Raw genomic sequence first — 24026 nt, 5'->3', positions numbered from 1 at the left:
CACCCTTGTGGGCTGCCCGAAACTGGACAGCGCGGATTATTCCGAAAAGCTGACGGAGATCCTTCGGGAGAACGACATCAAAAGCGTCACCGTTGTCCGCATGGAGGTGCCCTGCTGCGGCGGGCTGGAGATAGCGGCGAAAACGGCGCTCCAGCAGAGCGGGAAGTTCATCCCGTGGCAGGTGGTCACCGTGACGGTGGACGGCTGGTTGGTGGAAGAATAACAAAATCATTAGAAGAGTCCCAAGAATGAAGCCTGACTACAAAAACTGGATCCCCAAGGGAATGCTGTTTTCGCTCATCGCTGGGACGGTGCTGTCCCTTGCGCTGCTGCTCGTTTTCGGCGTATTCGGCATCGGTGTGAGCGGAAAGCTGCGCGTCATGCTGGGTGTGGTATTCGGCATCGCCTTTGTCGTCTGTGCAAAGTACACCGAGTGGTGTGTGTATGACAATATCAGCACGAGGGAAAGAGCCTTTCCGCTCCCTCCGTATTGGATGAAAGCCCTGCCGCCTTGAAGACAGCAGGGCTCTCGAAAAGAATACGCAAAGAAGTCATTTTTGAGGATATTTCGCTGTCCGTTCCAAAGGGCAAAGTGACCGCCATAACGGGGCAGCTCGGCGCAGGGAGATCTATTACTGCGGCAACGACATGTCAACGCAGTTCTTCACGGCAAGCGTGGCGGAGGAGCTGCTGCTGAATACCAGATTGACGGAAGAAATCAAGAGCCATGCAAGGAACCTGCTCAAAGAGCTTGGCCTTTACAAGTACAGGGATGCGCACCCGTCCACCCTGTCCGGCGGGCAGAAGCAGCGCCTTGCCATAGCCTGCGCCATCTTTTCCGGCCGCAGGATACTGATCCTTGATGAGCCCACCAGCGGCCTTGACGGGCGGAACATGCGCCTGATCGCAGAAAGGCTGAAAAGCGAAGCGCGGAACGGCAGAACCATTCTCGTGATCACCCACGACAGGGAGCTGATCGAGAGCTGCTGCGATAACATTGTGGAGGTTGAAAAACGATCGCCATGAATCAGCCGAGGACTGTTATGGGATATCCGCGCCGGAGGGATCGCTTTCCGCCCCTGCCGGCAGCTCGACCGCGATGGTCGTGCCCTTGTCCGAGCTTTCCTCCACCCAAACGGAGCCGCCGTGGAGATCGGCGATCTCCCACACCAGAGAAAGACCCAATCCCGCACCGCCGTACTCGCGGCTGCGGGATTTGTCTACCCGGAAGAAGGGATGAAAAATGCTCCGCTGATACTCCTCCGGAATGCCGCAGCCGGTGTCGGAAATGCGAATGATGCACTTTTCCTGCCTTTGCGTAAGCTCGACCCGCACCGCGCCGCCGGAACGGTTGTATTTGACGGCGTTCTCCGTCAGGTTAAAGAGCAGACGGTAGATCAGCGCGTCGCTGCCGGTCAGAGAGGCGTCGCCCTCCGCTTCCAGCGAGATGCTTCGCTTCTCCGCCAGCGGCGCGAGATCTGTGAAGATCTCCTCGACCATGGGGGCGAGCTGGAGCTGCTCGTTCCGCGCCACCTGCTGCAAATTGCTCATCTCCAGCAGCGTCTTGGTCATCTGTGTCAGCCGCTCCGTCTGCTCGCGCAAAAGCGTGAGGAACCCCGCCGTCTCCGGCCGCACATCGGGATGCTCTGCGGAGAAAAGCTCCAGCTGCGCCTGCATCAGCGCAAGCGGCGTGCGCAGCTCGTGGGCGGCGTTGCCGGTGAACTGCCGCTGGGCGGCAAAGGCGTTGTTCAGCCGCTCCAGCATCTGGTTGAACGAGCGGCTCAGCTGCCGGAAGTCCGAAATAGCGTCTTCATCGATCCTCATATCGGCAAGATTGTTCAGCTGCACCTGCTCCACCTGCGAGGCAAAGCTGTGCAGGGGCTTGAGAGCGCGTCCGCTGACAAAATAGGCCAGAATACCGCTAAGCAGCGTTACCACCGCCGTGATGTACCAGTTGGTGGTGCGGAAGCGCCCCTGTACTCCATCGACGACGATGATCAACTCCTCGTTGGGCACTATGAGCTGCGGGTCAAAGCTCGCTGCTCCGCCATCATTCAGGGTCACCGTGCCGCCGCCTTGTAAGCTGTCCGCAATGGTGTCCATATAGTACGCACCGGAGGAGCACAGCAGCAAATTCATGACCACGCAGGTGATGCCGATGAGCAGGACGGACATCAGCGTGATGCGCCACTGCAGGGAAAGACGCTTCATGCTTCCTCACCTCCCATCAGATAGCCCTCGCCGATGCGGTTGCGGATGGGGTCATAGCCCAGCGCTGCGCGGAGCTTTTTGCGCAGGGCGGAGATGTGGACGCGAATGGAATTGCTGAAGCTGTCCACGCTGTTGTCCCAAACGTGATCCATCAATTCCTCCTGACTCACGGGCCGCCCCTGATGCACCATCAGGTATTCGAGTATCCCCGTTTCCTTGCGGGTCAGCGTCAGCATCTGCCCGTTGACGGCGGCGGTACGGGAGCGGGTGTCAAAGCTCAGGGCTCCGCAGCTTAGCAGCACATCCTGCTGGGTGAACTGCCGCAATGTCAGGCTGCGGATGCGGGCCTCCAGCTCCGCCAGGTGGAAGGGCTTTGCCAGATAGTCGTTCGCCCCGGCGTCCAGCCCCTCGACCTTGTCCTCCACCTCGCTGCGGGCGGAGAGAATCAGCACCCGCGTCTCCCGGTCGGTCTGCCGCAGGGTGCGCAGCACCGTCATGCCGTCCTTTTTCGGCAGGTTCAGATCCAGAAGTACCAGATCGTAGCGCTCCACGCCCAGAAGTGCCAGTGCCTTTTCCCCGTCATAACAGTAGTCCACGCTGTAGGCCAGTCTCCGCAGGCTGCGGACAATGGTTTCGCACAGGGCGCGTTCATCTTCAATTACTAAAATGTGCATGAGAGCCCTCCTTTTTATTTCTTCGTTTTTGTGTTGCTTTCCATTATAGCAAAAAAAGATAAAGTTTGCGTTAAGTTTTCGTTCTTAACAGAGACTTTAACTCTCCCGCACTATGATGGAGACAGAAAATCGGAAAGGGTGATGAAAAATGAGCTATTGGAAAAAGGCTGCGGCGCAGGCTGCGCTGCTGAGCAAAGCAATCAAACTATGTCTGGAGTGTGTGGGCATTGGGTAAAAAGTTTTCAGGCGTTTCACAGACCATGTCCCGCTTCCGGGGCTGGATTCAGGCGGGTGCGACGCTGCTGACCAACCTGCATCTGCCGAATTTCCTCAAGGGCGGACTGTATCAGGGGGCAGGGAAGACCGTCTGCGTGCCGGGGCTGAACTGCTACTCCTGTCCGGCGGCTTCCGGAGCCTGTCCCATCGGGGCGTTTCAGGCGGTGGTGGGCTCGTCCAAGTTCAGCTTCTCCTATTATATCACAGGCTTTCTCATCCTGCTGGGCGTGCTGCTTGGGCGCTTTATCTGCGGCTTCCTCTGTCCCTTCGGCTGGTTTCAGGAGCTGCTGCATAAAATCCCGACAAAGAAGCTCTCCACAAAGAAGCTCAGGCCCCTGACATACCTCAAATACGCTGTCCTGCTGGTGATGGTCGTTCTCCTGCCGGCGTTCCTTGTGAACGATGTGGGCATGGGCGACCCGTTCTTCTGCAAATACCTCTGCCCCCAGGGTGTGCTGGAGGGAGCCATCCCGCTGTCCCTTGCCAATTCCGGCATCCGGGCGGCGCTGGGCAAGCTGTTTACATGGAAATTCAGCATCCTGCTGTCGGTGATCGTGCTGAGCGTGCTGTTCTACCGTCCCTTCTGCAAGTGGCTCTGCCCGCTTGGCGCATTCTACGCGCTGTTCAACCGGGTGTCCCTCTTCCAGATGAAGGTGGACAAGAATAAGTGCATCTCCTGCGGGAAATGCGCCAGAGCCTGCAAGATGGATGTGGACGTGACGAAAATGCCCAACCATACTGAGTGTATCCGCTGCGGGATGTGCATCCGCGCCTGTCCAACGAACGCCGTGTGCTTCCGCTACGGCTTCGGCAACGGGAAAGAAACAACAAAGAAAACAACGATGGAGGAATCAAAATGAATAGGAAGAGAATTTTTGCACTGGCTTTTGCCGTGCTGATGGTGCTGGCCTTGGCGGCCTGCGGCACGAAGAACAATGACAAGATGGGCGACATGAGCGGCAACGGCTCCGCCATGACTGGCGAGCCGAAAAACGCCGAGGAGGCGCTCGCCCTGCACAAGGAGCTGCTGGAGCGGGAGAACGTGATCCTGTCGGAAAATACCGAGCTGTGGGAAAAGGTCTTTAAGGAGGCTGACAAGGGCATGGCCATGATCGAGGACGGGAAAAACTACGGCGACTTCCTGCTGGATACCGTCGAGGCCGCTAAAGAGCAGTTCACCGACAAGGAGCATGAGTGGCTGAAGGAGTCAGCCACGGAGATCAGCAATATTGAAAACAGGCTGATCGAGTTGGAAGAGAAGTATCCCGAGATCATGCAGAAATCCATGGACGGCGATATGAGCATGCCCGCGGGCAGCGACACGAGCAACCCTCCCGACGACGGCAGTATGCAGAAGTTCCCCGCCTTTGAAGGGAAAGATCTGGGCGGCAACACGGTGAAGAGCGACGAGCTGTTCTCCGGTAACGCCGTCACCGTGGTGAATTTCTGGTTCACCACCTGCAATCCCTGCGTGGGCGAGCTTTCCGAGCTGGATGCGCTGAACAAGGAGCTGGCGGAGAAGGGCGGCTCTCTCATCGGCGTCAACATCTTCACGCTGGACGGCGACGAAGCGGCAATTTCCGAGGCGAAGGATGTGCTTGCCAAGAAGGGCGCCACCTATCAGAATGTGTATTTTGACTCCGACGGTGAGGCGGGAAAGTTTACCACCAATATCTTTGCCTATCCCACCACCTATGTGGTCGACCGCAGCGGCAATATCGTGGGTGAACCCATCGTAGGCGCCATCACGGAAAAGAAGCAGGCGGAGACGCTGCAAAAGCTCATCGATCAGGTGCTCGCCGCCGATATGGGCTGACCCGAGATTTAAAAAGTGCCTGCTGTGCGCCATTGCATTGCCAATGGCGCACGAAGGGGCAGAGTGAGCCCAGCTTCCCCTGAAAGGAGGAAACGCGATGCATCGAAGCGTATTGGCCCTGCTTTTCACCTCGGTACTGATGCTCAGCGGCTGCGCCGCCGGGCATCAGACTGTGCCGAAGGAGAAAAGTGGACAGGAAGCAAACATGGACGGATCGGCTTTTGACCGATCCGACGAGGAGATCACCTATATGGATACCACAGACAATGTCATCTATCTGGCGGGCGGCTGCTTCTGGGGCATGGAACAGCTGATGCAGTCCATCCCCGGCGTTATCGACGCCGAGAGCGGCTACGCCAACGGCACCTGCGAGGCAGATGCCGATTACAAGACCATCTGCAAGGGAGAGACCGGCTTTCGGGAGACTGTGCGGGTGGAATACGACCCCGAGCAGGTGAGCCTTGACGCGCTGCTGCTGGCCTACTTCTATGTGATCGACCCCACGGTGCAAAACCGGCAGGGCAACGACCGGGGCAGCCAGTATCAGACCGGCGTTTACTTCACCAATGAAAACGCGAGAGAAACGGTGAAGCGCATCGCGGAGATCGAGCGCGGCCGCAGCGAGAAGTTCTTCGTGGAGATCGGCCCCCTCAAGAACTACTACCCCGCCGAGGAGTATCACCAGAACTACCTCGAAAAGAACCCAGGCGGCTACTGCCACATCCCGCGCGCGGAGATGGAGCTTTTTTCCCGGCTGCGCATCGACCCGGGTGACTATCAGAAGCCCGCGGCGGAGTCCATCCGGGACAAGCTGACGGCGGAGCAGTACCGCGTCACGCAGGAGAGCGGCACGGAGCGCGCCTTCACAGGCGAGTTCTGGGACAAGTTTGAAAAGGGCATCTATGTGGATGTTGTCACCGGCGAGCCGCTCTTTTCCTCCACGGATAAGTACGAGAGCGGCTGCGGCTGGCCTGCCTTTACAAAGCCAATCGAGGGTCCCGCCGTGGTGGAGAAGGAGGACCTGAGCCACGGGATGCGCCGCACGGAGGTCAGAAGCCGCGCCGGAGACTCCCATCTCGGCCATGTGTTCACCGGCGACCCGGAGTCGCCAAACGGCGTGCGCTACTGCATCAACAGCGCGGCTCTGCGCTTCGTCCCCTATGAAAAAATGGAAGCCGAGGGATACGGATATCTGCTGCATCTGTTTGAAAAATAGGACGCAAGCGGTCGGCAATTCTTATGCAAAGCACCATGTATCTTTTTCAAATAAGCAACTACGATGACCCTGCTGTGGACAGAGAAACCGTAGAGCTGCTGCACCAGTGTTTGGAAGCTGAGAGCCGGCGGCGCACCGTTGATTGGGAAAAGCTCAAAACTACCATTCACTTCGAGGATGCCGGTGTAACGATCTGCGCAGAGGAGAACGAAGAACATCTCCCGTACACACGGATAACTATTGCGAATTGATGACAACACATGTAATAAATAAAATGAAAAACAGCATCAAAACAAAATAGGTGAACTTTACAATTGCCATTTATATTTGCAGAGAATATCTCCGACAAAAGCACAATCTCAGCCCACCTGATGTGATTAAGTTGATAGAAAAACATATATTACCAGTAATACCTGTATTATTTCCAATGGATTTGCTACTATGGGAATCGTACTTCCGGGTGCGATCGCAGCGAAGCTGATCTATCCTGAAAAAAGAGTCCTGGCAGTGACAGGAGATGGGGGATTCATGATGAACTCTAAGGAGCTGGAAACAGCAAAAAGGCTAGGAATCCCCATTGTAGTACTGATCTTTAATGACTGCAGCTATGGGTTAAATATGCAGAGAGCTTCGGGATCAAAGGGTACCGCATTGAAAAAACAGAGGAGCTTCTGCCGACACTGAACCATGCCTTTGAGCAGAATGTGTAAACAGGATGATACGGATCAAAAAGCAGTCTGATCGCAATGATTCGATTTCAAAAAGCAATAATTTTTATCGATAAATGTAAAAAATAAGTAAAATATGATATAATACTTTATAATCTGAAGAACCATTAAAGGGAGGCTATTTTACTTATGAAGAACTTAAAAATGTCAGTCAAGCTGTCAATGATCCTGGTTCTCGTATTTATTATGGTGATGGGATCCGGATTCTCAGCGATCAAGGGCATGAAAACGATCAGCAGTCAAGCAGATGATGCATTGGAAGAAGAGGTGCGTAATCAGTATGATGAAAGTATCAGACAGCAGGTAGACAATGCAATATCCATGCTGGATCAGTATTATGCAGCGTATGAAGCAGGAGAGTGTACACTGGAAGAGGCCAAGAAGCAGGGCGCTGATATGCTTCGTGAACTCCGGTATGGAGATTCCGGATATTTCTGGGCAGATGATACGGAAGGGAATAACATTGTACTGCTCGGCAGTGATACGGAAGGTACGAACCGTATGGGAACCAAGGATGGCAATGGCTATGAGATGGTGAAAGATATCATTGCGGTAGGCCAGCAGCCAGATGGCGGTTACTGTGATTATGTATTTCCGAAGGAGGACGGCACGGAAAATCTTCCGAAGAGAAGCTATTCCAGACTGTATGAGCCCTTCGGATGGGTCATTGGTACAGGAAACTATACAGATTATATTGATGAAATCGTAGATGGAGAAAAGCAGATCGTTGATGATACCAGGAATACCTGGATCACTAGGATGGTCTTCATTACTGTGATCCTTTTCCTGATCACGATCGTACTGATCATTTATATTATCATAGATACCACTGGCTGGATGAAGAAGGCAGTCGGGTATGCACAGAAGCTGGAAAGCGGTGACATGACAGGAAGGTCAGCTACCGGCAGGCTTAAGAGAAAAGACGAGTTCGGTATCCTGGAAAGAGCGTTGAACAGCATGGCAGGTACCTTTGACCAGGTACTGGGCGGTGTGAAAGGACATGGGGTTGAACTTGCGGAAGATGTGGATGCCGTTATGGGACACCTGAATGAACTGAACGATGAGATCAGCAGTGTTTCAGCAGCAACGCAGGAACTGTCAGCAAGTATGGAAGAGACAGCCGCTTCCGCACAGCAGATCGAAACGATTTCCCATCAAATTGAAACCGTATCAAAGAATATCGCTGTCCGTGCACAGGATGGAGCTGAGAAGGTTGTCAATATCCATCAGCGGGCAGAAAAGGCAAAGAGGGATACCGAGAGCAATTATCAGAATGCTAAGAATATGAAAGCAGAGATCAGCGGAAGCCTTGAGCAGGCACTGGAAGAAGCCAAGGTAGTAGAGCAGATCGAGGTACTGGCACAGTCCATTATGGGAATTACGGCACAGACAAATCTCCTGGCGCTGAATGCTTCGATTGAGGCAGCAAGAGCCGGGGAGGCCGGTAAGGGGTTTGCCGTTGTAGCAGATGAGATCCGTTCACTTGCAGAACAGTCAAGGGGAACAGTAGAAAATATCCAGCAGGTGACACAGAAAGTAACAGGGGCAGTGCAGAATCTTGCGGATGATTCCTCCAGACTGCTGGCCTTTGTGGCAGAGGATGTTTCGGACAGCTTCCATCAGTTTTCAGATATCGCCGATGCTTATAATCAGGATGCGGCAGATGTGAATGAAATGGTAACTGATTTCAGTGCTATATCCGAAGAACTGCTTGCCTCTATCGATGGTGTGATCCAGTCTATCAATGATGTGAGCAAGGCTTCCAATGAAGGGGCAAACGGAACCAATGAGATCGCACAGAGAGCTTCAATGATTGTACAGAAGTCAGAAGATGTCCTTTCTGTTATGAATGAGGTAGGAAAGGCTTCCGGTGAAATGAGAGAAATGGTTCAGAAGTTTACCATTACAGAAAAGAAGAGCCAGGAAAAGACAGAAGAGAAATAAAACTGCAGTAGGAAAAAGGAGGCTTCAGCCGGTGGCTGAAGCCTCCTTTGCTTCCTTCAGGATCAGCTTCTGATTATCCAGATAGGATTCACAGGATGGATCACCGCGACGATCCGTCAGGTCGTAATTTTCTTTCAGATAATTTCCCAGATAATCCGTAAATACACAGCTTCCCTGATAGTTCAGATGGGATTCGTCATTAAAATCTGTGGTGAAATCAAGTCCCATATCCTCATAATATTCATTGAAATCAATAAAGGCGACATCCTCCTGTGCGGCAATTTCAGCGATCTGGTTATAGGTCATCTTATCTTCCTTTGTTATGACATAAGGAGCAGAGATAAGAAGGAGGGGTGTCTGCTTCTTTTTGGCATAAGCAATAATCTTACGGAGATACTTTTCTGACTTTTTGGTCAGACCTCCCTTTTCCTCTGTGAAAAAGTCATCCGGCTCAGTCTGTAGCTCCGTGCCGAAGTAAGGGGTATAGCCCTTGAAGGCCTGTTTATCCTCGCTGTTCCAGAAGAAGCTTTGAAAATCATCTTCACTCAGGGAATCGTAGCGGTTGTGATAAATGGCAAAGGAGGGAAAATAGTCTCTGATCCGGTCGGGCTCCACACTGACAAGGAGCATTTTCACCTTATTGGATGAAAAACGCATGCCGTAAATATTCTCGGAGATCCAGGTGTATTGGTAGTCCTCCTTAAATCTGGCAGGTCCATACAGATCAAGCACGAGCAGCTCCGGGGTCTGATACCGGTACAGCTCCTTCAGATAATAGTAGGTCATCCAGAGCGGCTGTTCGGCGCCGCTGTAATCATAGGCTGTGATCCCGTAGCTGTTATAGAGGAGACCGGTATTGACGTCACAGTGGACATGGCTGGTACCGAGAAACATGACATCAATGCTGTTTTCCTCCTGCCAGTATAAGCCCTCCTGCTGGTCGATACCATGACCGGACTTTACCTTCAGTACGCAGGAAAGCAGGTACAGGGTTATCAGAAGAAGCAGGATAAAGAAAAGACGCAGGGCTGTTTTAGAATGAAAAAATTTCATAAAGATCCTTTCTGAAATCATCAAACAAATCAATCACAATTTAAAACTGCATATAAATAAACTGCTCTGCCTGATAGCCGGGGCCATACACCCCAAAGACAAAAATACCGATCAGGAGAAGATAAAAGATCAGGTACCTGGCAGCATTTGGCTTTTCCTGAATGAGCAGTGGCAGGGACAGCTTTTTCCTGTAGCAGAACTCATCGATCAGCAGGATCAGGAGAATACTGATCGTTACGACGATGATCTCTGCAGGATCCAGCTCCAGCAGCTTGAGGGAACGGGAAAAGCTTCTGGGCTGAAGACCGGCAGTCAACATCCTCCTGATATAAGAAAGTGCCTGCGAAAGGCTTTCTGCCCGGAAAAAGATCCAGGCAAAGGCAGCCTCAAAAAAGGTCAGAACGCGGTATTTTCTGCCAGATGGAAGAAAGGTGCCGATCACAGAATAAATGCCATGGAGCAGTCCCCATACCACGAAGTTCAGACCGGAGCCATGCCACATGCCACAGAGCAGAAAAACGATCATGGTATTCAGACATTTCCGGAAGGTACCGTACCGGCTGCCACCAAGAGGGATATAAATATAGTCCTTCAGGAAGCTGCTAAGGGAAATATGCCACCGTCTCCAGAATTCTGAAATAGAGGCAGCCTGATAAGGCGAAGCAAAGTTCTGCGTCAGCCTTATTCCAAAGATAGCAGCACAGCCAATGGCGATATTGGAATAGCCTGCAAAGTCGCAGTAGATCTGCATGGTATAAAAAAGCATGCCAAGAAAAAGAAAAAAGCTGTCAAATTCCTGCATACTGCCAAAGAGACTGTTCACCAGAAGAGCCAGGCGGTCTGCAACGACCATTTTCATAAAATAGCCCCACAGAATATAGGTAAAGGCAGTGGAAAGCCTTCCGCGGTCGAAAAATTTTATCTTAGAGAGAGCGGAAAGCTGTGGCAGAAAATCCCCTGCCCGCTCAATGGGACCGCTCACAAGCCTCGGAAAAAAGGCAAGGTAACAGCCAAGATGAATAAAATTTTTCTCTGCGGCAAGCTTTCCTTTTGCTACATCCACAAGATAGCTGATCATCTGAAAGAGATAAAAGGAAAAACCAATGGGCATGAGAAAATAAGGCAGCAAGGTCTGGGTAAAGGTAAGCCCCGGGAAAAAGCGCTGGAAAATATATCCGGTATATTTGAACACAAGGAGCAAAAGCAGACACAGGGACAGAAGAACCACCAGTATAAAATGAATTTTCCCGGGTCTGAATGAATTTTTTCCTGCATGCTCTAACAGAATACCGCCGCAGTAGGTAAAGAGAATGCTGATAAAGAGAATTACCAGGCTTCTGATATCCAGGCTGGCACAGAAAACACAGCTTGCAAAAAACAGTATGGCAGGTCTGCATTTTGCCGGAAGGGCAAAATAACAAAGGATCACAATTCCCAGAAATACCGGGAAAAAAAGAGATACAAACATTTATTATACACTCCATCAGGGGAAGTGAATTCCGCTTTACTGTAGTAGTATACCAAACAAAAGAAAAAATAAAATAGACTTATAGAATTCTTACGCTTGAATTAAGAAATTCCTAAGAAACAGAGAAATATTGCGAATAAAGATACTTTATTATATACTGGATGAAAAGGAACATGGGAGGAATTACATGAGAACAGAGGTAAAGAAAGAAGCGAAACGGATCCTGGTGATCTGCCTTGCTGCATTGCTGATGGCGGCTAATATCAAGACCTTTGTCAGAACAGGAGGCCTGTATCCGGGCGGAGCCACAGGACTGACTATTCTGATCCAGAGAGTAGGGGAGATGTTTTTCCATGTAACGATCCCTTATACGGTGGTCAACCTGATATTGAATGCCATACCGGTTTACATCGGATTCCGTTACATCGGGAAGAAATTTACTATGTATTCCTGTCTGATGATCGTGCTGACCAGTGTGCTGACCGATCTGATCCCCGGGACTGCGATCACCTATGATACACTGCTGATCAGCATCTTTGGCGGTATGCTGAACGGACTTGCCATCAGTATGTGCCTTGCCGTGGACGCGACCAGTGGGGGTACGGATTTTATAGCCATTTATTTTTCTGAGAAAAAGGGTGTGGATTCTTTTAATGCTGTTTTATTACTGAATGTAGTGATTCTGACACTGGCAGGTATTTTATTTGGTTTTGACAAGGCACTTTATTCGATCATATTCCAGTATGCTTCGACACAGGTGCTGCATGTGCTTTATAAGAAATATCAGCAGCAGACGCTGTTTATTGTAACAGGCAGACCAAGAGAGGTCTGTGAGGCGATCTATCAGATCAGCCATCATGGGGCCACGATCCTGGAGGGAGAAGGTTCCTTTGAGCATTGTCAGAGAAATGTGGTATATTCAGTAGTAGATGGTTCCAAGAGCAAAAAGGTAATTCAGGCTGTCCGGAAGGTGGATGAAAAGGCCTTTATCAATGAGATGAAGACGCAGCAGCTGACGGGACATTTCTATCAGAAGCCAGCAGACTGATCCCTGCAGTCCTTCTGATGGATGGAGCATGATATGAATGGAGAAAAAGTGTGGATAAACAGATTTTGATGTCATTTGCAGATATTCCGGAAGAAACAGTAGAGCGTTTCAGGAAAACATTCCAGCAGTCAAAGCAGCTTATGACCTATTACAGCTGTGCGCTGCTTGAGGTGGAAACAAAATTCCGTGTGCTGAACCAGCAGTTTTCCCTGGAGCAGGAGCATAATCCAATAGAAACGATCAAGACCAGGCTGAAGTCCATGGAGAGCATCATGGACAAGCTTTATCGAAAAAAGCTGCCCTTTGAGGTGAGTGCAGTAGAAGAGTGTCTGACAGATGTGGCAGGGATCCGTGTGATCTGTCCCTTTATCGAGGATATTTACAGACTGGCAGACTGCCTTCTGCAGCAGGATGATGTGAGGCTGATCAGGATAAAGGATTATATCAAGAATCCCAAGGACAATGGTTACCGAAGTCTTCATCTGATCGTGGAAATTCCCATTTTTCTGCAGAATGAAAAAAAGCAGATGAAGGTGGAAGTACAGCTTCGAACGATCGCCATGGACTTCTGGGCAAGCCTGGAGCACAGACTGCGCTATAAGAAGGATCTGGATGCAGAGCTTTCAACCATGCTGGCAGCAGAACTGAAGGACTGTGCCGAAACCAGTGCAAGCCTTGACAAGAGAATGGAGGCTGTCAAGAATACCATTGAGAGGCATAAGGAATAATGACAGTGGGAAGGCTTATTAAAGCAGGACTGACGGGAGTGACGGTGTTTCTTTGGATCCTCATGGCTGGATTGTTGACAGGCTGTGGAAGCAGGAGCGGTGAAATTGCAGAAGAAACAGTACAGGATGAGAACATAGAAACAGAGGCTACCATTTTTTTACCGGAAACAGCAGCGCCGTTTCCATCTGCAGCGACATCCACTTCAGCAGCGCCGGCGGTTATGCTGGCAGCGCCCTTTCCGACCGTGCCGCCGGATGCCCCGGTAAGAACTGATGGAATTGATGGCAGCTTTGGAATCGGCAGTGCCTCAGTTCTGAGAGGAAAGAATATACTGGTCAGCCTGTTTTTGACTACACCGGACAATGCTTTTGCCGAAGAAGAGAAAGAAATCTGTTTACAGAGACTGAAGGAAGCTGCTATATATATAGAAGAAACTGCTTTCGGTTACGGCGTGGAAACCCAGTTTATTCTGGACTGGAGTGAAGAAAACAGTCAGGATCTCTGTATGGAAAAGAAGGTAGATTTTTCCATCAGTGATGACAGTGATTTTATGGATGCACTGGACGAAGCCTTTGCACAGTGGACAGAGGAAGATCTTTCCTATGAGAGGCTGCTGCAGGAGTATGGAGCTGACGGGATTGCCACCTGTATGTTTGTGAATGCGCCCGGCAGATCCTATGCGATTGTGTATGACGGGGAGGACAATGTCAGGGAAAGTCTTGTCATGTTTGTAAGGAATGACAAGGGGACAGAAGAGGAGCCTGCAGTTTACGCCCACGAGATTCTGCACGTATTTGGAGCCCATGATCTGTACAGGGGAGAGGAATACAGCAGAGCGGTAACGGATTATATTGCAGCAAATTATCCGGATGAGATCATGCGAAGTGTGGCCGGAGAAGGAAGGATCAGCGAACAGATCTCAAGAATCACAGCCTATCATCTGGGATGGATCGATGAAATACCAGAAACAGAAAGTTTTCCGGAGCTGATCCGGTAGGAATAAAAAGAAAACATCAGGAGGAACAATCATGAAGATACCACAGATATTTGAAGCCAAGAAGAAAGAAGGAAAGCCGGTTCTTTCCTTTGAAATATTTCCCCCGAAGAAAGAAGCTGCCCTGCAGAATATAGATGAGACACTTTCTCTTCTGTGTGACCTGCATCCTGACTTTATCAGTGTAACCTTTGGCGCAGGCGGCAGTACGGCAAATAACAAGACAGTAGAAATTGCCAGAAAGATCAAAAATGAATATGGAATTGAGCCGATCGTGCATCTGACCTGTCTCCACTATAATAAGGATGAGATCCGTAGCATTCTGGATCAGTTAAAGGAAGCAGGCATTGAAAATGTACTGGCACTCCGGGGAGATATGAATCCCAATATCCCGGTAAAGCATGATTTCCATTATGCCAATGAGCTGGTAGAGTATATCAAAACGCAGGGAGATTTCAGTATCAGCGGTGGCTGTTATCCGGAGAAGCATCTGGAAGCACCGGATGCCATTACTGACATCCGTAATCTGAAGAGAAAGGTAGATGCCGGTGTGGATCATCTGGTATCGCAGCTTTTCTTTGATAATGAAGTTTTTTATGATTTTTATGAAAAAACAAGAATTGCCGGCATTGATGTTCCGATCGATGCGGGTGTGATGCCGGTGACCAACAGGGCACAGATCGAGCGTATGGTGACTATGTGCGGGGCAACTCTTCCGGTGAAATTCCAGAAGGTACTGCATAAATATGAAAATAACAAAGAGGCGCTGCTGGATGCCGGTCTTGCCTATACGATCAATCAGATCGTTGATCTGATCGCCAGTGATGTAGACGGGGTACATATTTACACCATGAATAATCCGGCAGTTGCAAAGAGGATCTGTGATGGAATCAGAAACCTTGTATAACGAAAAAAGAAAGCAGGCACTGATCACCGGGGCATCCCGGGGGATCGGTGCAGGAATTGCCATAGCCCTTGCCAAAGAGGGCTATGATCTTATTCTGGTATGCAGAAAATCAATGGAAAGACTGAACGTTCTACAGAAGGAAATAGAATTGACTTATGGAGTCAGATGTGAGGCATATCAGTGTGATGTGTCAGATCCGGAGGAAGTAGAGAAGCTGTTTTCTATCTGCAAAGAAGTAGATGTGCTGATCAATAATGCGGCAATCTCTTATGTAGGGTTACTGACAGATATGTCAGTTCTGGAATGGCAGCAGGTAATAAACACGGATCTGAACGCGCTGTTTTATACCAGCCGCCAGGTGCTTCCCGGTATGATCCACAGGAAATCCGGTAAGATTATTAATGTATCTTCTGTGTGGGGAGCAGTGGGAGCTTCCATGGAGGTGGCCTACAGCGCAGCCAAGGGCGGCGTGAATGCTTTTACCAGGGCCCTTGCCAAGGAGGTGGCGCCCAGTCATATCCAGGTAAATGCCATTGCCTTTGGTGTGATCGATACCGAAATGAATGCCTGCTTTACCGAAGAGGAAAAACAGGCACTGGTGGAAGAAATCCCGGCAGACAGAATGGGAACAGCACAGGAAGCCGGAGAGCTTGTGGTAAAGCTCCTGGATAGTCCCGACTACTTGACCGGACAGGTCATTACCATGGATGGCGGATGGATCTGACTGGAACTGGATGCAGATGGGAAAACAAAATAAAGAAGCAGAAGTGTTTTGTGTAACAGGAAGGAGAGACAATATGTATGATGTAGTTATTATTGGTTCAGGTCCAGCAGGCTTAAGTGCATCCATTTATGCAAACAGAGCCGGGCTTAAGGCAGTGACCATAGAGAAAAGCGCCATGAGCGGCGGACAGGTACTGAATACCTATGAAGTGGATAATTATCCGGGACTTCCCGGAATCAACGGATTTGAGCTTGGAATGAAGTTCCGGGAGCATGCGGATAAGCTTTCCTGTGAATTTAAAGTGGCTGAGGTTCTTTCCATTCAGGAAGAAGACGGCCATTTTTTGATTCAGACGGAAAAAGAAAAGCTGCAGGCCAGAACGGTCATCGTGGCAACAGGAGCCTATCATGCAAAGCTGAATGTACCGGGAGAAGAGAAATTTGCCGGCAAGGGAGTATCCTACTGTGCGACCTGTGACGGCGCCTTCTTCAGAGGAAAGGTGACGGCTGTCGTAGGCGGCGGCAATGTGGCTGCAGAGGATGCCGCATTTCTGGCAAGAGGCTGTGAAAAGGTTTATCTGATCCACAGAAGAAATGAGCTGCGGGCAGCCCAGACGCTGCAGCAGGAGGTAAAGGAGCTTCCGAACGTGGAAATCCTCTGGGACACTGTGGTAGAGGCTGTGGAAGGAAATATGGTGACCGAGTCTCTTCTTATTAAGAATGTAAAGACCGGGGAGGAAAAGCATCTGCCGGTAAACGGTGTGTTCGCTGCAGTGGGGATCCACCCGGACAGCGAGCTTTTGCAGGAGCTGGCTGAGAGAGATGAACAGGGCTATGTGATTGCCGGGGAAGATGGCAGAACGAGCAGACCTGGAATCTTCGTGGCAGGAGATATCAGAAAGAAGAAAATGCGCCAGATCATCACAGCTGCTGCAGATGGTGCCAATGCTGTAAATTCTGTGGAGGAATATTTACGGACGCTGAAGGCTTAGAGTGATATGGGAAATGAAGACATAGCAGCTCTGACCCATGAAAAAACTGTTGTGAATTTTTACAAAATTTTTAAGAAAAGAGACTGTGGAAGTGGAGAAAGCCTTTCGACAGTCTCCTTTTTTCTGTCAGAAAATACAAGATCTTGTAGATGGAAAAATTTGCCTTTGAAAATTTGGATATGAAAAAGTGCCGGATTTACAGGGCTTTCAAGGCTGATGCAAAAAATCGCAGAGGTTGACAGTGCTTGACGAAAGTGTTATAGTGTTTTTAACATTTTTGTAACAATTAAGCAGTGAAAGATTTGAAGGAGTTTTGTTATGCAGAAATCTTACGTGAAAATAGCAGCAGGCGTTCTTTCGGCAGCGCTCTTATTTTCCGGTATGAATATGAACAGCTTTGCGAAGGAGAAGACAGATCTTCCTTCCGCAGGCATTGATTTCTTCCTTGCTTCCAATGGTACCAGTGTCAAGAACATCAAGGATGAGACAGATGCCAAAAAGGCAGAGCAGAAAGAAAGCAGTACAGGAACAGCAGCTACAGAAGATTCATCAGCGGCATCTCCGTCGCTCAGTGCATCTCCACTGGCAACAGCAAGCCCCAAGCTTGATGTACAGCCAATCCAGAAAGAGAAAGTCATTGAAGAAACCGTAACGGCTTCCACCACCAAGACCATTCCCCAGAAGGAAAGAGAAATCGCAGCCAGGAAGGAAGAAGAAGGCTTTAAATCCCTGGTTATCGCCAAGGTAAATGATTATGTAAATGTCAGAAGCATTCCCAGTGAGGATGGTGAGATCCTTGGTAAGCTTTATGACAAGTCTGTTGGTGAATTTATTTCAGAGGACAACGGCTGGTACGAGATCACATCCGGCAGTGTGACCGGTTATGTGAAGGCAGAGTATTGTGTCACAGGTGAGGATGCAGTAGAGCTTGCCAAAGAGGTGGGTACAAGAATCGCCACCGTTAATACTACTACTCTCTATGTAAGAGAAGAGCCCTCTACTGATTCCGCAGTGATCGGTATGGTTCCTATTGAAGACGAACTGCTGGTTACCGAAGAGCTGGACGGCTGGGTTAAGGTAAATATCGAGGAAGGTGATGGCTATGTATCCTTAGATTATGTCACCCTTTCTACAGAATTCGTAAAGGCAGAGTCCAAGGCAGAAGAGGAAGCAAGACTTGCCAAGGAAGAAGCAGAGAGAAAGGCAGCACAGGAAGCAGCAGCCAAGGCAGCGAAAGCAAATAAGAAGAACAGCCAGAGCAGCAATCAGAGTTATGCGGCGCCGGTTATTTCAGGAAGCGGCAGTGAGCTTGGCAAAGAGCTCGCAAACTTTGCCTGCCAGTTTGTTGGCAACCCTTACGTCTGGGGTGGAACTTCCCTGACAAATGGTGCGGACTGCTCCGGATTTGTTATGAGTGTATATGCCAATTATGGTGTCAGCCTGCCTCATTCATCTTCAGCAGACAGAAGCGTAGGTGCTGCTGTTGGCAGCCTTGACAGTGCACAGCCGGGTGATATCATCTGCTATTCCGGTCATGTTGCAATCTATATTGGCGGCGGACAGATCGTGCATGCATCAACAGCAAAGACAGGAATTATTACTTCCAACGCAAATTACCGTTCTATCCTTTCTATCAGGAGAATCTTCTAAAAGGAGTCCGGTTCTCTCAGGAAAACAGAAAAATGAAATTACAGAGGTCTGATTCATAAAGAGTCAGACTTCTTTTTTTGTACCAAAACGGGTTGACAAACGATGGCGTGTGCAAGTTATACAAAGCAGAAAAAGAGAGAACTGATATATATGGACGACAGGAAGAAAATGACTAAAGAGTTATCCACATACATAAATACCATAAAACAGGCGCTTTTGATTTATACACGGAGTTATCCACACTATCCACAGGAAAAATGAGGAACGGACGTTTTGTGTGTTTATGATAAAGAGAACAGGATAGTCGAAAAAGGTCACTTCCCGAAGATGACTAAAATTGTTAGAAAACTGGTATCGTTTTTAAACAAATCATTGAAATTATTGCAAAACTAAGGGGACATGTGCTATAATGATTGAAAGAAATAATCCACGGAAAGGATGATGTATATGAAGTTTATTATTGTTGGCAAGAATATTGAAGTGACTCCTGGACTTCGTGCAGCAGTGGAGGATAAGATCGGTAAGCTTGAGAAGTACTTTACACCGGAAACAGAGGTACATGTTACACTCAGTGTCGAGAAAGACAGACAGAAGATCGAAGTTACGATCCCGGTTAAGGGCAGTATCATCCGTTCTGAACAGGTAAGTAATGATATGTATGTATCGATTGATCTTGTAGAAGAGATCATCGAGAGGCAGCTGAAGAAGTATAAGACCAAGCTGATCGCCAAGGAGCAGTCGAGAGGATTCTTCAAGCAGGATTTCATAGAGAAGGATTATCTGGATGATGAGGAGGTACAGATCATCCGTACCAAGAAGTTCGATATCAAGCCTATGTATCCGGAAGATGCCTGTGTTCAGATGGAGCTTCTTGGACATAACTTCTTTGTATTCTGTAATGCAGAGACAGATCAGGTGAATGTTGTTTATAAGAGAAAAGGAAATACTTACGGTCTGATCGAGCCTGAGGTATAAAATAAAGCGGCCGGTCCGGAGCGATGGAAGGACAGGCGTGATGGGCTCCCTGAGTGGGAGGCTAAATTCAAAAAGATGTGGGGCAGGTGCTCCACATCTTTTTGAATTTCTGGGGGCAGCCGGCATTTTTATTTAAAAAGCTTCCACGACGCATGCTTTTTGAGGTATACTTTTACTATGTTTATCATTCATATTTTATCGCTTTTAATTTTTATATTGATCCTTGGATTTTACCTGAAAGAGAAGCTGACAGACTGTATTCCTGCAGCAGTGAGCCTTCTGATTCTTTTCCTGTATGGGCTCAGCTTTGGAAACCTCCTCTGGCTGACGGATATCCTGGCACCCTTATTTCTGCTGGGAAGTGGAATCCTTGTCTTTAAAATGGACAGAAAAAAGAGAAAGGAGCTTGTCTCCTTTGCCGGGAGGGAGCTGAGGGCACCCGCTTTTCTGACAGCCCTGCTGCTGTTTATGGTTGTGACAGTGTGTGTATCCGGTAAGCTGACAAGCTGGTGGGATGACTATAATTTCTGGGCCACAGATGTGAAGTCCATTTTTTACCTGGACGGCTTTGCAGACAGGTATGAAAACGTGGCGGCAGAATTTGGGGATTATCCGCCGGGAACCCAGATGCTGAAATGGTGGTTCCTTCACCTTTCACCCTCAGAGTTCAGAGAAGGGCTGATGTTTGCAGGATATTATGTCTGCAATCTGGCATTCCTTGTTCCCCTGCTGGAGCAGATCAGAAAGAAGAACGTAATCACCATGACGATCGGCGCTGTACTGCTGTGGCTGTTCCCTTCCATGGTGGAGGCCTTCTGGATGGACGGATGCTGCGCAGATTTTACCATGGCTGTGATCTATGGGGCATTCCTGACAGCGGTTCTGGACAGAGAGGGGCATTCTTCCCTGTTTTATTACGGAAGACAGGCCTGTTATCTGATGGTACTGGTGCTCTGCAAGAATACAGGGGTGATCTGGCTGTTCTTTGGACTTTTATTTACGCTGCTATATCATTTCCTGCACAGAAGGGATGAAATATTTGCACAGGACCGAAAGACAGTGAAAAGAGGACTTATAGCTGTGGTATGCCTGCCTGCGCTGACAGAAGGAAGCTGGCTTTTCTTCTGCCTGATGAACAGAAGGGTTGCCAAGCTGACAGGCGTTGCAGTTCATATGGCAACAGGAAGCATGAACATCCCGGATGTACAGGGACAGATGATAGATGCCTTTCTGACTGCCTTCCTGAAATGGCCGCTGCACCGGTATTCCACGGCCATACTGAATTTAAGTCCGCTGATGCTGGTGATCCTGGTGCTGGTTATTTATGCCCTGCTTGGGATCCGGAAAAAGATAACCGGCAAGGACAGCAGATTCCTGCTTTTGTTTGCCCTGCTGAGCGCAGCAAGCTTTTACAGCCTGAACCTGATCAGCCACCTGACGATCTTTGCAGTGGAAACACAATATCTGGAGCCCTTTGGCATGGTGTCCTCGATTGAACGGTATGGAGCACCTTTTACGATAGGAAGCCTGTATCTGATCGCATATCTTGTACTGAAGTCAGAAAATGCTGTTCGGGGGCTGCTGCTCTGTGCTATACCGGTTCTTCTGACGGCAGATTATCAGGGATCTTACCGGGCACTGATCGGCTACAGGAATACGATAGAAGAGATCCGGCAGGAGAGAGAGGATATCGTAGATGAGAAGGCAGAGGCCTTTCTGGCGAAGATCGGTGCAGGGACGAGGAAAAGCATCGGCCGTGTGCTTTATCTCCGGGATCTGTCGGATATCAGCTGGGTAAGGAATGCCTATGTCAGCTTTGAAGCAGCACCGGTATCTGTGATGTACGGAAATATCAGCGGAGAGACGACGGACAGCGCAGCACTTTTAAAGACGATCGAAGAGTCCCATGCAGGCTATCTGTATGTAGAGCCTCTTGATGAAGAAAATCAGGAGCTGTTTGCACCCTTTATGGACGGAACGGAGTTTTCCTATGACACGCTTTATCGGATCACAGGAAACGATGGAAGGATATTGCTAATACCGATAGCATGAAACGTCCTTTCATTTGCTATAATAAATGTGTAAAAGTAATGTAAAAGGAAATTTTATGTAAGCGAAAGGGGAAAAGAATGAAGAAAAAGACAGCAGTACTGACGGCGGGCTTCCTGTCACTTGGTGTATTGGTACTCGCTTCCAATATGACAGTAGATGGCAGGGAAGGAGCAAAGGGGAAGACGATACCGTATACACTGGAAATCACGCTTCCGGAAAATGCGGCAGATAGCAGCATGATCTGCTTCCAGCAGGCATCACAGGAAAGCGGAGAAAGTAAGGACAGTGAAGATAAAGCCCATGAAAATGCCTCCGGCAATCTGGTGATCGGGTACAATCAGGATACCGGCAGACCATCCGTTTTCTTTACCGGGCAGGAAGAGATCATCCTGAATGAAAAGAATGAGCTGGTCTGGAAGGACTGCAGGCAGCCGGTTATCCTGACAGATAAGATCCAGGTCGTATCGACACCGGATTATGATTATCGTTTCCTGATGAAGGATGCAGAGGGCAGGGAACAGATCCTTTCCTTTTCCTATGCAAAAATGCAAAGGATGCCGGATCAGGCAGTGACGGTTTCGGAAGAAGGCACTCCCATCGTGAACGCAGCTTATGTGACAAGGATGAAGGGAACCGCACTTTTGCAGGGAGAGATCAGGAATCTCATCGAAAATGGCTATGAAGAGCTGGCAGGCTTCCTGCAGAAGCTGGCAGATGAAAAGATCGCTGTTTCAGCGGACGGCTCCGTGGTTCCCGAGGGAGAAATGCTTCCGGCAGGCATGGTACTTCTGTCAGCGGCAAGTCCTGTGAGCCTTGTGAATGTCAGTGATGAGACACTGTATTCCTGGAGCGCCTTTTTTGACAAGGTCGAAGAGATCCGTAAGGAAGATGAGTGGCAGGCCTATCTGGAAAGCCTGAGAAGCCAGGAAAAGAAAGGAGAAGCGTCAGCCACAACGCCTGTACCGCCAGCAGTGGCACCGTCAGGAACGGCGCAGCCGACGGCAACGAAAGATCCTGCGACAGTGGAACCAACTAAGGCACCAGATACACTTGACCCATAGAAAATTTTTACAACACATCTGAAATATCCAAAGACGTTTCGCTCTTCATCAGAACGAAGCGTCTTTTTCAGCTTCGCGTCCAGTGGACGAATGCCCTTTTAACAAATGTCTTTTCTGTGAATTGTGATTGCAAAAGTAAAAGCCCTATGTTATAATGATTTCTGTAGCAATGACAAAAAATTAACAATCGTTGCAGACAGCCGGTAAGGCTGAAATTTTATACAAAATGATTCAAACGGAGGAAAGAAATAATGGCAAAGAAAGTTGTTTTAGCCGGTGCATGCCGTACAGCGATCGGTACCATGGGTGGCTCTTTAAGCACAACCCCTGCTGCTGAGCTTGGCGCAATCGTAATCAAGGAGGCACTTCAGAGGGCTGGAGTTGCTCCGGAAGCAGTAGATCAGGTATACATGGGATGTGTTATCCAGGCTGGCCTTGGACAGAACGTAGCCCGTCAGGCATCTATCAAGGCAGGACTTCCGATCGAGGTTCCCGCTGTTACCATGAACGTTGTCTGTGGTTCTGGTCTGAACTGTGTAAACCAGGCAGCACAGATGATCATGGCAGGAGATGCTGACATCGTTGTAGCAGGCGGTATGGAGAACATGTCTCTGGCACCCTATGCTGTTCCTCAGGCACGTTTCGGATATAGAATGAACAATGGTACTTTAGTTGACTGCATGATCAAGGATGCCCTGTGGGATGCATTTAATGATTATCATATGATCACAACTGCAGACAATATCTGCAGAGAGTGGGGACTGACCAGGGAAGAGCTGGATGAGTTCGCATTAAAGAGCCAGTTAAAGGCTGAAGAAGCACAGAAGAACGGTGCTTTCGAGAACGAAATCGTACCTGTAATGGTTAAGAAGAAAAAAGAAATGATCGAGTTCAAGGTAGATGAAGGACCCCGCCATGGTTCTACCATCGAAGGACTTGCAAAGCTCCGTACCATCAATCCTGACGGATTTGTTACCGCTGGTAATGCATCCGGTATCAATGATGGTGCAGCAGCAGTCGTTGTTATGAGCGAAGAGAAGGCTAAGGAGCTTGGCGTTAAGCCCATGGCTACTTTCGTAGCTGGTGCACTTGCAGGTGTAAGACCTGAGGTTATGGGTATCGGACCTGTTGCTGCTACCAGGAAGGTTATGGCTAAGACAGGCATGAAGATCGAGGACTTCGATATCATCGAGGCAAACGAAGCATTCGCAGCACAGTCTGTTGCAGTAGGTAAGGATCTGGGAATCGATGTTGACAAGCAGCTCAACCCCAATGGTGGTGCGATCGCTCTTGGACATCCTGTTGGAGCTTCCGGATGCCGTATCCTTGTTACACTGCTTCATGAGATGCAGGCAAGAGGAGCCAAGACCGGTCTTGCAACTCTTTGCATCGGCGGTGGTATGGGATGCTCTACAGTCGTTAAGATTGAAGACTAAGCATATTTTAAGGAAAATAAGTAAGCAGGCTTAACTTCTTAGGTCTGCTTACTTCTGTGAACAAAATAAAAAG

The 24026-nt window shown here is 49.2% G+C and carries 22 protein-coding genes and 2 pseudogenes; 20 read left to right on the top strand and 4 right to left on the bottom strand.

All coding sequences use genetic code 11. From position 1 onward, the window contains the following. From OCV77_RS04940 to OCV77_RS04930, 3 genes and pseudogenes are all read left to right on the top strand, one after another. A pseudogene (locus OCV77_RS04940) lies at window positions 1–223 on the top strand (ferredoxin); the annotation flags it as partial. A gap of 25 nt (window positions 224–248) precedes the next feature. Beyond that, complete coding sequence (locus OCV77_RS04935; RefSeq protein ID WP_262573819.1) at window positions 249–515, top strand: hypothetical protein; 267 nt, start codon at window positions 249–251, stop codon at window positions 513–515. Window positions 516–612: 97 nt separating this feature from the next. Beyond that, window positions 613–1026, top strand: a pseudogene (locus tag OCV77_RS04930) (ATP-binding cassette domain-containing protein); the annotation flags it as partial. A gap of 15 nt (window positions 1027–1041) precedes the next feature. Here OCV77_RS04930 and OCV77_RS04925 read toward each other — a convergent pair. Both OCV77_RS04925 and OCV77_RS04920 read right to left on the bottom strand, forming a co-directional pair. Then, window positions 1042–2211 carry a sensor histidine kinase gene (locus OCV77_RS04925; protein WP_262573817.1) on the bottom strand — a complete coding sequence of 390 codons (1170 nt, stop codon included), beginning with the start codon at window positions 2209–2211 and terminating at the stop codon, window positions 1042–1044. Continuing rightward, a complete protein-coding gene (locus OCV77_RS04920) occupies window positions 2208–2885 on the bottom strand; it encodes a response regulator transcription factor (RefSeq protein WP_262573816.1) in 678 nt (225 codons plus the stop codon). Before OCV77_RS04920 ends, OCV77_RS04925 begins: the two co-directional genes overlap by 4 nt. A gap of 148 nt (window positions 2886–3033) precedes the next feature. On the opposite strand from OCV77_RS04920, the gene OCV77_RS04915 reads away from it, so the two are divergent. From OCV77_RS04915 to OCV77_RS04890, 6 genes are all read left to right on the top strand, one after another. Next, window positions 3034–3120, top strand: coding sequence for a CD1871A family CXXC motif-containing protein (locus tag OCV77_RS04915; protein ID WP_262573884.1), 87 nt, complete (start codon window positions 3034–3036; stop codon window positions 3118–3120). Window positions 3121–3145: 25 nt separating this feature from the next. Then, window positions 3146–4021 carry a 4Fe-4S binding protein gene (locus OCV77_RS04910; protein ID WP_262573882.1) on the top strand — a complete coding sequence of 292 codons (876 nt, stop codon included), beginning with the start codon at window positions 3146–3148 and terminating at the stop codon, window positions 4019–4021. Beyond that, window positions 4018–4977 (top strand): TlpA disulfide reductase family protein, encoded by a 960-nt coding sequence (locus OCV77_RS04905; protein WP_118797440.1) that lies wholly within the window; start codon window positions 4018–4020, stop codon window positions 4975–4977. Before OCV77_RS04910 ends, OCV77_RS04905 begins: the two co-directional genes overlap by 4 nt. Before the next feature lie 250 nt (window positions 4978–5227). Beyond that, entirely contained in the window at window positions 5228–6193 is a 966-nt protein-coding gene (gene msrB / locus OCV77_RS04900) for a peptide-methionine (R)-S-oxide reductase MsrB (protein ID WP_416910293.1), read from the top strand. Window positions 6194–6634: 441 nt separating this feature from the next. Next, entirely contained in the window at window positions 6635–6877 is a 243-nt protein-coding gene (locus OCV77_RS04895) for a thiamine pyrophosphate-dependent enzyme (protein WP_416910280.1), read from the top strand. A 173-nt stretch (window positions 6878–7050) separates the two neighbouring features. After that, a complete protein-coding gene (locus OCV77_RS04890; RefSeq protein ID WP_262573813.1) occupies window positions 7051–8865 on the top strand; it encodes a methyl-accepting chemotaxis protein in 1815 nt (604 codons plus the stop codon). Between the two features lie 24 nt (window positions 8866–8889). Here the strand turns inward: OCV77_RS04890 and OCV77_RS04885 are convergent, their stop codons facing one another. Both OCV77_RS04885 and OCV77_RS04880 read right to left on the bottom strand, forming a co-directional pair. Continuing rightward, complete coding sequence (locus OCV77_RS04885) at window positions 8890–9918, bottom strand: SGNH/GDSL hydrolase family protein (RefSeq protein ID WP_262573812.1); 1029 nt, start codon at window positions 9916–9918, stop codon at window positions 8890–8892. A gap of 40 nt (window positions 9919–9958) precedes the next feature. After that, window positions 9959–11386, bottom strand: a complete 1428-nt coding sequence (locus tag OCV77_RS04880; RefSeq protein ID WP_262573809.1) for an MBOAT family O-acyltransferase — start codon at window positions 11384–11386, stop codon at window positions 9959–9961. 187 nt (window positions 11387–11573) lie between these two features. Here OCV77_RS04880 and OCV77_RS04875 point away from each other — a divergent pair, with 187 nt between their 5' ends. The 11 genes from OCV77_RS04875 (at window position 11574) to OCV77_RS04825 (ending at window position 23953) form a co-directional block, all read left to right on the top strand. Beyond that, complete coding sequence (locus OCV77_RS04875) at window positions 11574–12434, top strand: YitT family protein (protein WP_118797445.1); 861 nt, start codon at window positions 11574–11576, stop codon at window positions 12432–12434. Between the two features lie 50 nt (window positions 12435–12484). Beyond that, window positions 12485–13162: a GTP pyrophosphokinase gene (locus OCV77_RS04870; protein ID WP_262573806.1), complete on the top strand. Its 678-nt coding sequence runs from the start codon at window positions 12485–12487 to the stop codon at window positions 13160–13162. A 5-nt stretch (window positions 13163–13167) separates the two neighbouring features. After that, a complete protein-coding gene (locus OCV77_RS04865; protein WP_262573804.1) occupies window positions 13168–14160 on the top strand; it encodes a hypothetical protein in 993 nt (330 codons plus the stop codon). Window positions 14161–14191: 31 nt separating this feature from the next. Then, a complete protein-coding gene (metF, locus tag OCV77_RS04860; RefSeq protein WP_262573802.1) occupies window positions 14192–15064 on the top strand; it encodes a methylenetetrahydrofolate reductase [NAD(P)H] in 873 nt (290 codons plus the stop codon). Then, entirely contained in the window at window positions 15042–15788 is a 747-nt protein-coding gene (gene ymfI, locus OCV77_RS04855) for an elongation factor P 5-aminopentanone reductase (protein WP_262573800.1), read from the top strand. The genes metF and ymfI overlap by 23 nt, the downstream gene beginning before the upstream one ends. A gap of 73 nt (window positions 15789–15861) precedes the next feature. After that, window positions 15862–16779, top strand: coding sequence for a thioredoxin-disulfide reductase (trxB, locus tag OCV77_RS04850; protein ID WP_118797679.1), 918 nt, complete (start codon window positions 15862–15864; stop codon window positions 16777–16779). A 318-nt stretch (window positions 16780–17097) separates the two neighbouring features. Continuing rightward, entirely contained in the window at window positions 17098–18429 is a 1332-nt protein-coding gene (locus tag OCV77_RS04845; RefSeq protein WP_262573796.1) for a C40 family peptidase, read from the top strand. Between the two features lie 447 nt (window positions 18430–18876). Next, the gene (hpf, locus tag OCV77_RS04840) at window positions 18877–19404 is read left to right on the top strand and encodes a ribosome hibernation-promoting factor, HPF/YfiA family (RefSeq protein ID WP_262573794.1); all 528 of its coding nucleotides are present in this window, start codon (window positions 18877–18879) and stop codon (window positions 19402–19404) included. A 177-nt stretch (window positions 19405–19581) separates the two neighbouring features. After that, window positions 19582–21456: a hypothetical protein gene (locus OCV77_RS04835; RefSeq protein ID WP_262573791.1), complete on the top strand. Its 1875-nt coding sequence runs from the start codon at window positions 19582–19584 to the stop codon at window positions 21454–21456. 77 nt (window positions 21457–21533) lie between these two features. After that, complete coding sequence (locus OCV77_RS04830) at window positions 21534–22517, top strand: hypothetical protein (protein WP_262573790.1); 984 nt, start codon at window positions 21534–21536, stop codon at window positions 22515–22517. Between the two features lie 251 nt (window positions 22518–22768). Then, window positions 22769–23953 carry an acetyl-CoA C-acetyltransferase gene (locus OCV77_RS04825; RefSeq protein WP_118797452.1) on the top strand — a complete coding sequence of 395 codons (1185 nt, stop codon included), beginning with the start codon at window positions 22769–22771 and terminating at the stop codon, window positions 23951–23953. Window positions 23954–24026: the final 73 nt, after the last annotated feature.

It is taken from the genome of Suilimivivens aceti, from assembly GCF_025567405.1.
Lineage (GTDB): Bacteria > Bacillota > Clostridia > Lachnospirales > Lachnospiraceae > Suilimivivens > Suilimivivens aceti.
Note: the sequence above shows the minus strand (reverse complement) of the source record. Positions and strands in the feature narration are given on the sequence as shown.

What these genes read in the sequence shown, in the direction of transcription:
- OCV77_RS04910 (WP_262573882.1), top strand. Translation starts at nt 3,146, where the DNA reads ATGTCCCGCTTCCGGGGCTGGATTCAGGCGGGTGCGACGCTGCTGACC.
- msrB (WP_416910293.1), top strand. Translation starts at nt 5,228, where the DNA reads ATGGATACCACAGACAATGTCATCTATCTGGCGGGCGGCTGCTTCTGG.
- OCV77_RS04835 (WP_262573791.1), top strand. Translation starts at nt 19,582, where the DNA reads ATGTTTATCATTCATATTTTATCGCTTTTAATTTTTATATTGATCCTT.
- OCV77_RS04915 (WP_262573884.1), top strand. Translation starts at nt 3,034, where the DNA reads ATGAGCTATTGGAAAAAGGCTGCGGCGCAGGCTGCGCTGCTGAGCAAA.
- OCV77_RS04880 (WP_262573809.1), bottom strand. Translation starts at nt 11,386, where the DNA reads ATGTTTGTATCTCTTTTTTTCCCGGTATTTCTGGGAATTGTGATCCTT.
- OCV77_RS04905 (WP_118797440.1), top strand. Translation starts at nt 4,018, where the DNA reads ATGAATAGGAAGAGAATTTTTGCACTGGCTTTTGCCGTGCTGATGGTG.
- OCV77_RS04920 (WP_262573816.1), bottom strand. Translation starts at nt 2,885, where the DNA reads ATGCACATTTTAGTAATTGAAGATGAACGCGCCCTGTGCGAAACCATT.
- OCV77_RS04885 (WP_262573812.1), bottom strand. Translation starts at nt 9,918, where the DNA reads ATGAAATTTTTTCATTCTAAAACAGCCCTGCGTCTTTTCTTTATCCTG.
- OCV77_RS04890 (WP_262573813.1), top strand. Translation starts at nt 7,051, where the DNA reads ATGAAGAACTTAAAAATGTCAGTCAAGCTGTCAATGATCCTGGTTCTC.
- OCV77_RS04895 (WP_416910280.1), top strand. Translation starts at nt 6,635, where the DNA reads ATGGGAATCGTACTTCCGGGTGCGATCGCAGCGAAGCTGATCTATCCT.
- OCV77_RS04845 (WP_262573796.1), top strand. Translation starts at nt 17,098, where the DNA reads ATGCAGAAATCTTACGTGAAAATAGCAGCAGGCGTTCTTTCGGCAGCG.
- OCV77_RS04825 (WP_118797452.1), top strand. Translation starts at nt 22,769, where the DNA reads ATGGCAAAGAAAGTTGTTTTAGCCGGTGCATGCCGTACAGCGATCGGT.
- hpf (WP_262573794.1), top strand. Translation starts at nt 18,877, where the DNA reads ATGAAGTTTATTATTGTTGGCAAGAATATTGAAGTGACTCCTGGACTT.
- ymfI (WP_262573800.1), top strand. Translation starts at nt 15,042, where the DNA reads ATGGAATCAGAAACCTTGTATAACGAAAAAAGAAAGCAGGCACTGATC.
- metF (WP_262573802.1), top strand. Translation starts at nt 14,192, where the DNA reads ATGAAGATACCACAGATATTTGAAGCCAAGAAGAAAGAAGGAAAGCCG.
- trxB (WP_118797679.1), top strand. Translation starts at nt 15,862, where the DNA reads ATGTATGATGTAGTTATTATTGGTTCAGGTCCAGCAGGCTTAAGTGCA.
- OCV77_RS04925 (WP_262573817.1), bottom strand. Translation starts at nt 2,211, where the DNA reads ATGAAGCGTCTTTCCCTGCAGTGGCGCATCACGCTGATGTCCGTCCTG.
- OCV77_RS04830 (WP_262573790.1), top strand. Translation starts at nt 21,534, where the DNA reads ATGAAGAAAAAGACAGCAGTACTGACGGCGGGCTTCCTGTCACTTGGT.
- OCV77_RS04875 (WP_118797445.1), top strand. Translation starts at nt 11,574, where the DNA reads ATGAGAACAGAGGTAAAGAAAGAAGCGAAACGGATCCTGGTGATCTGC.
- OCV77_RS04935 (WP_262573819.1), top strand. Translation starts at nt 249, where the DNA reads ATGAAGCCTGACTACAAAAACTGGATCCCCAAGGGAATGCTGTTTTCG.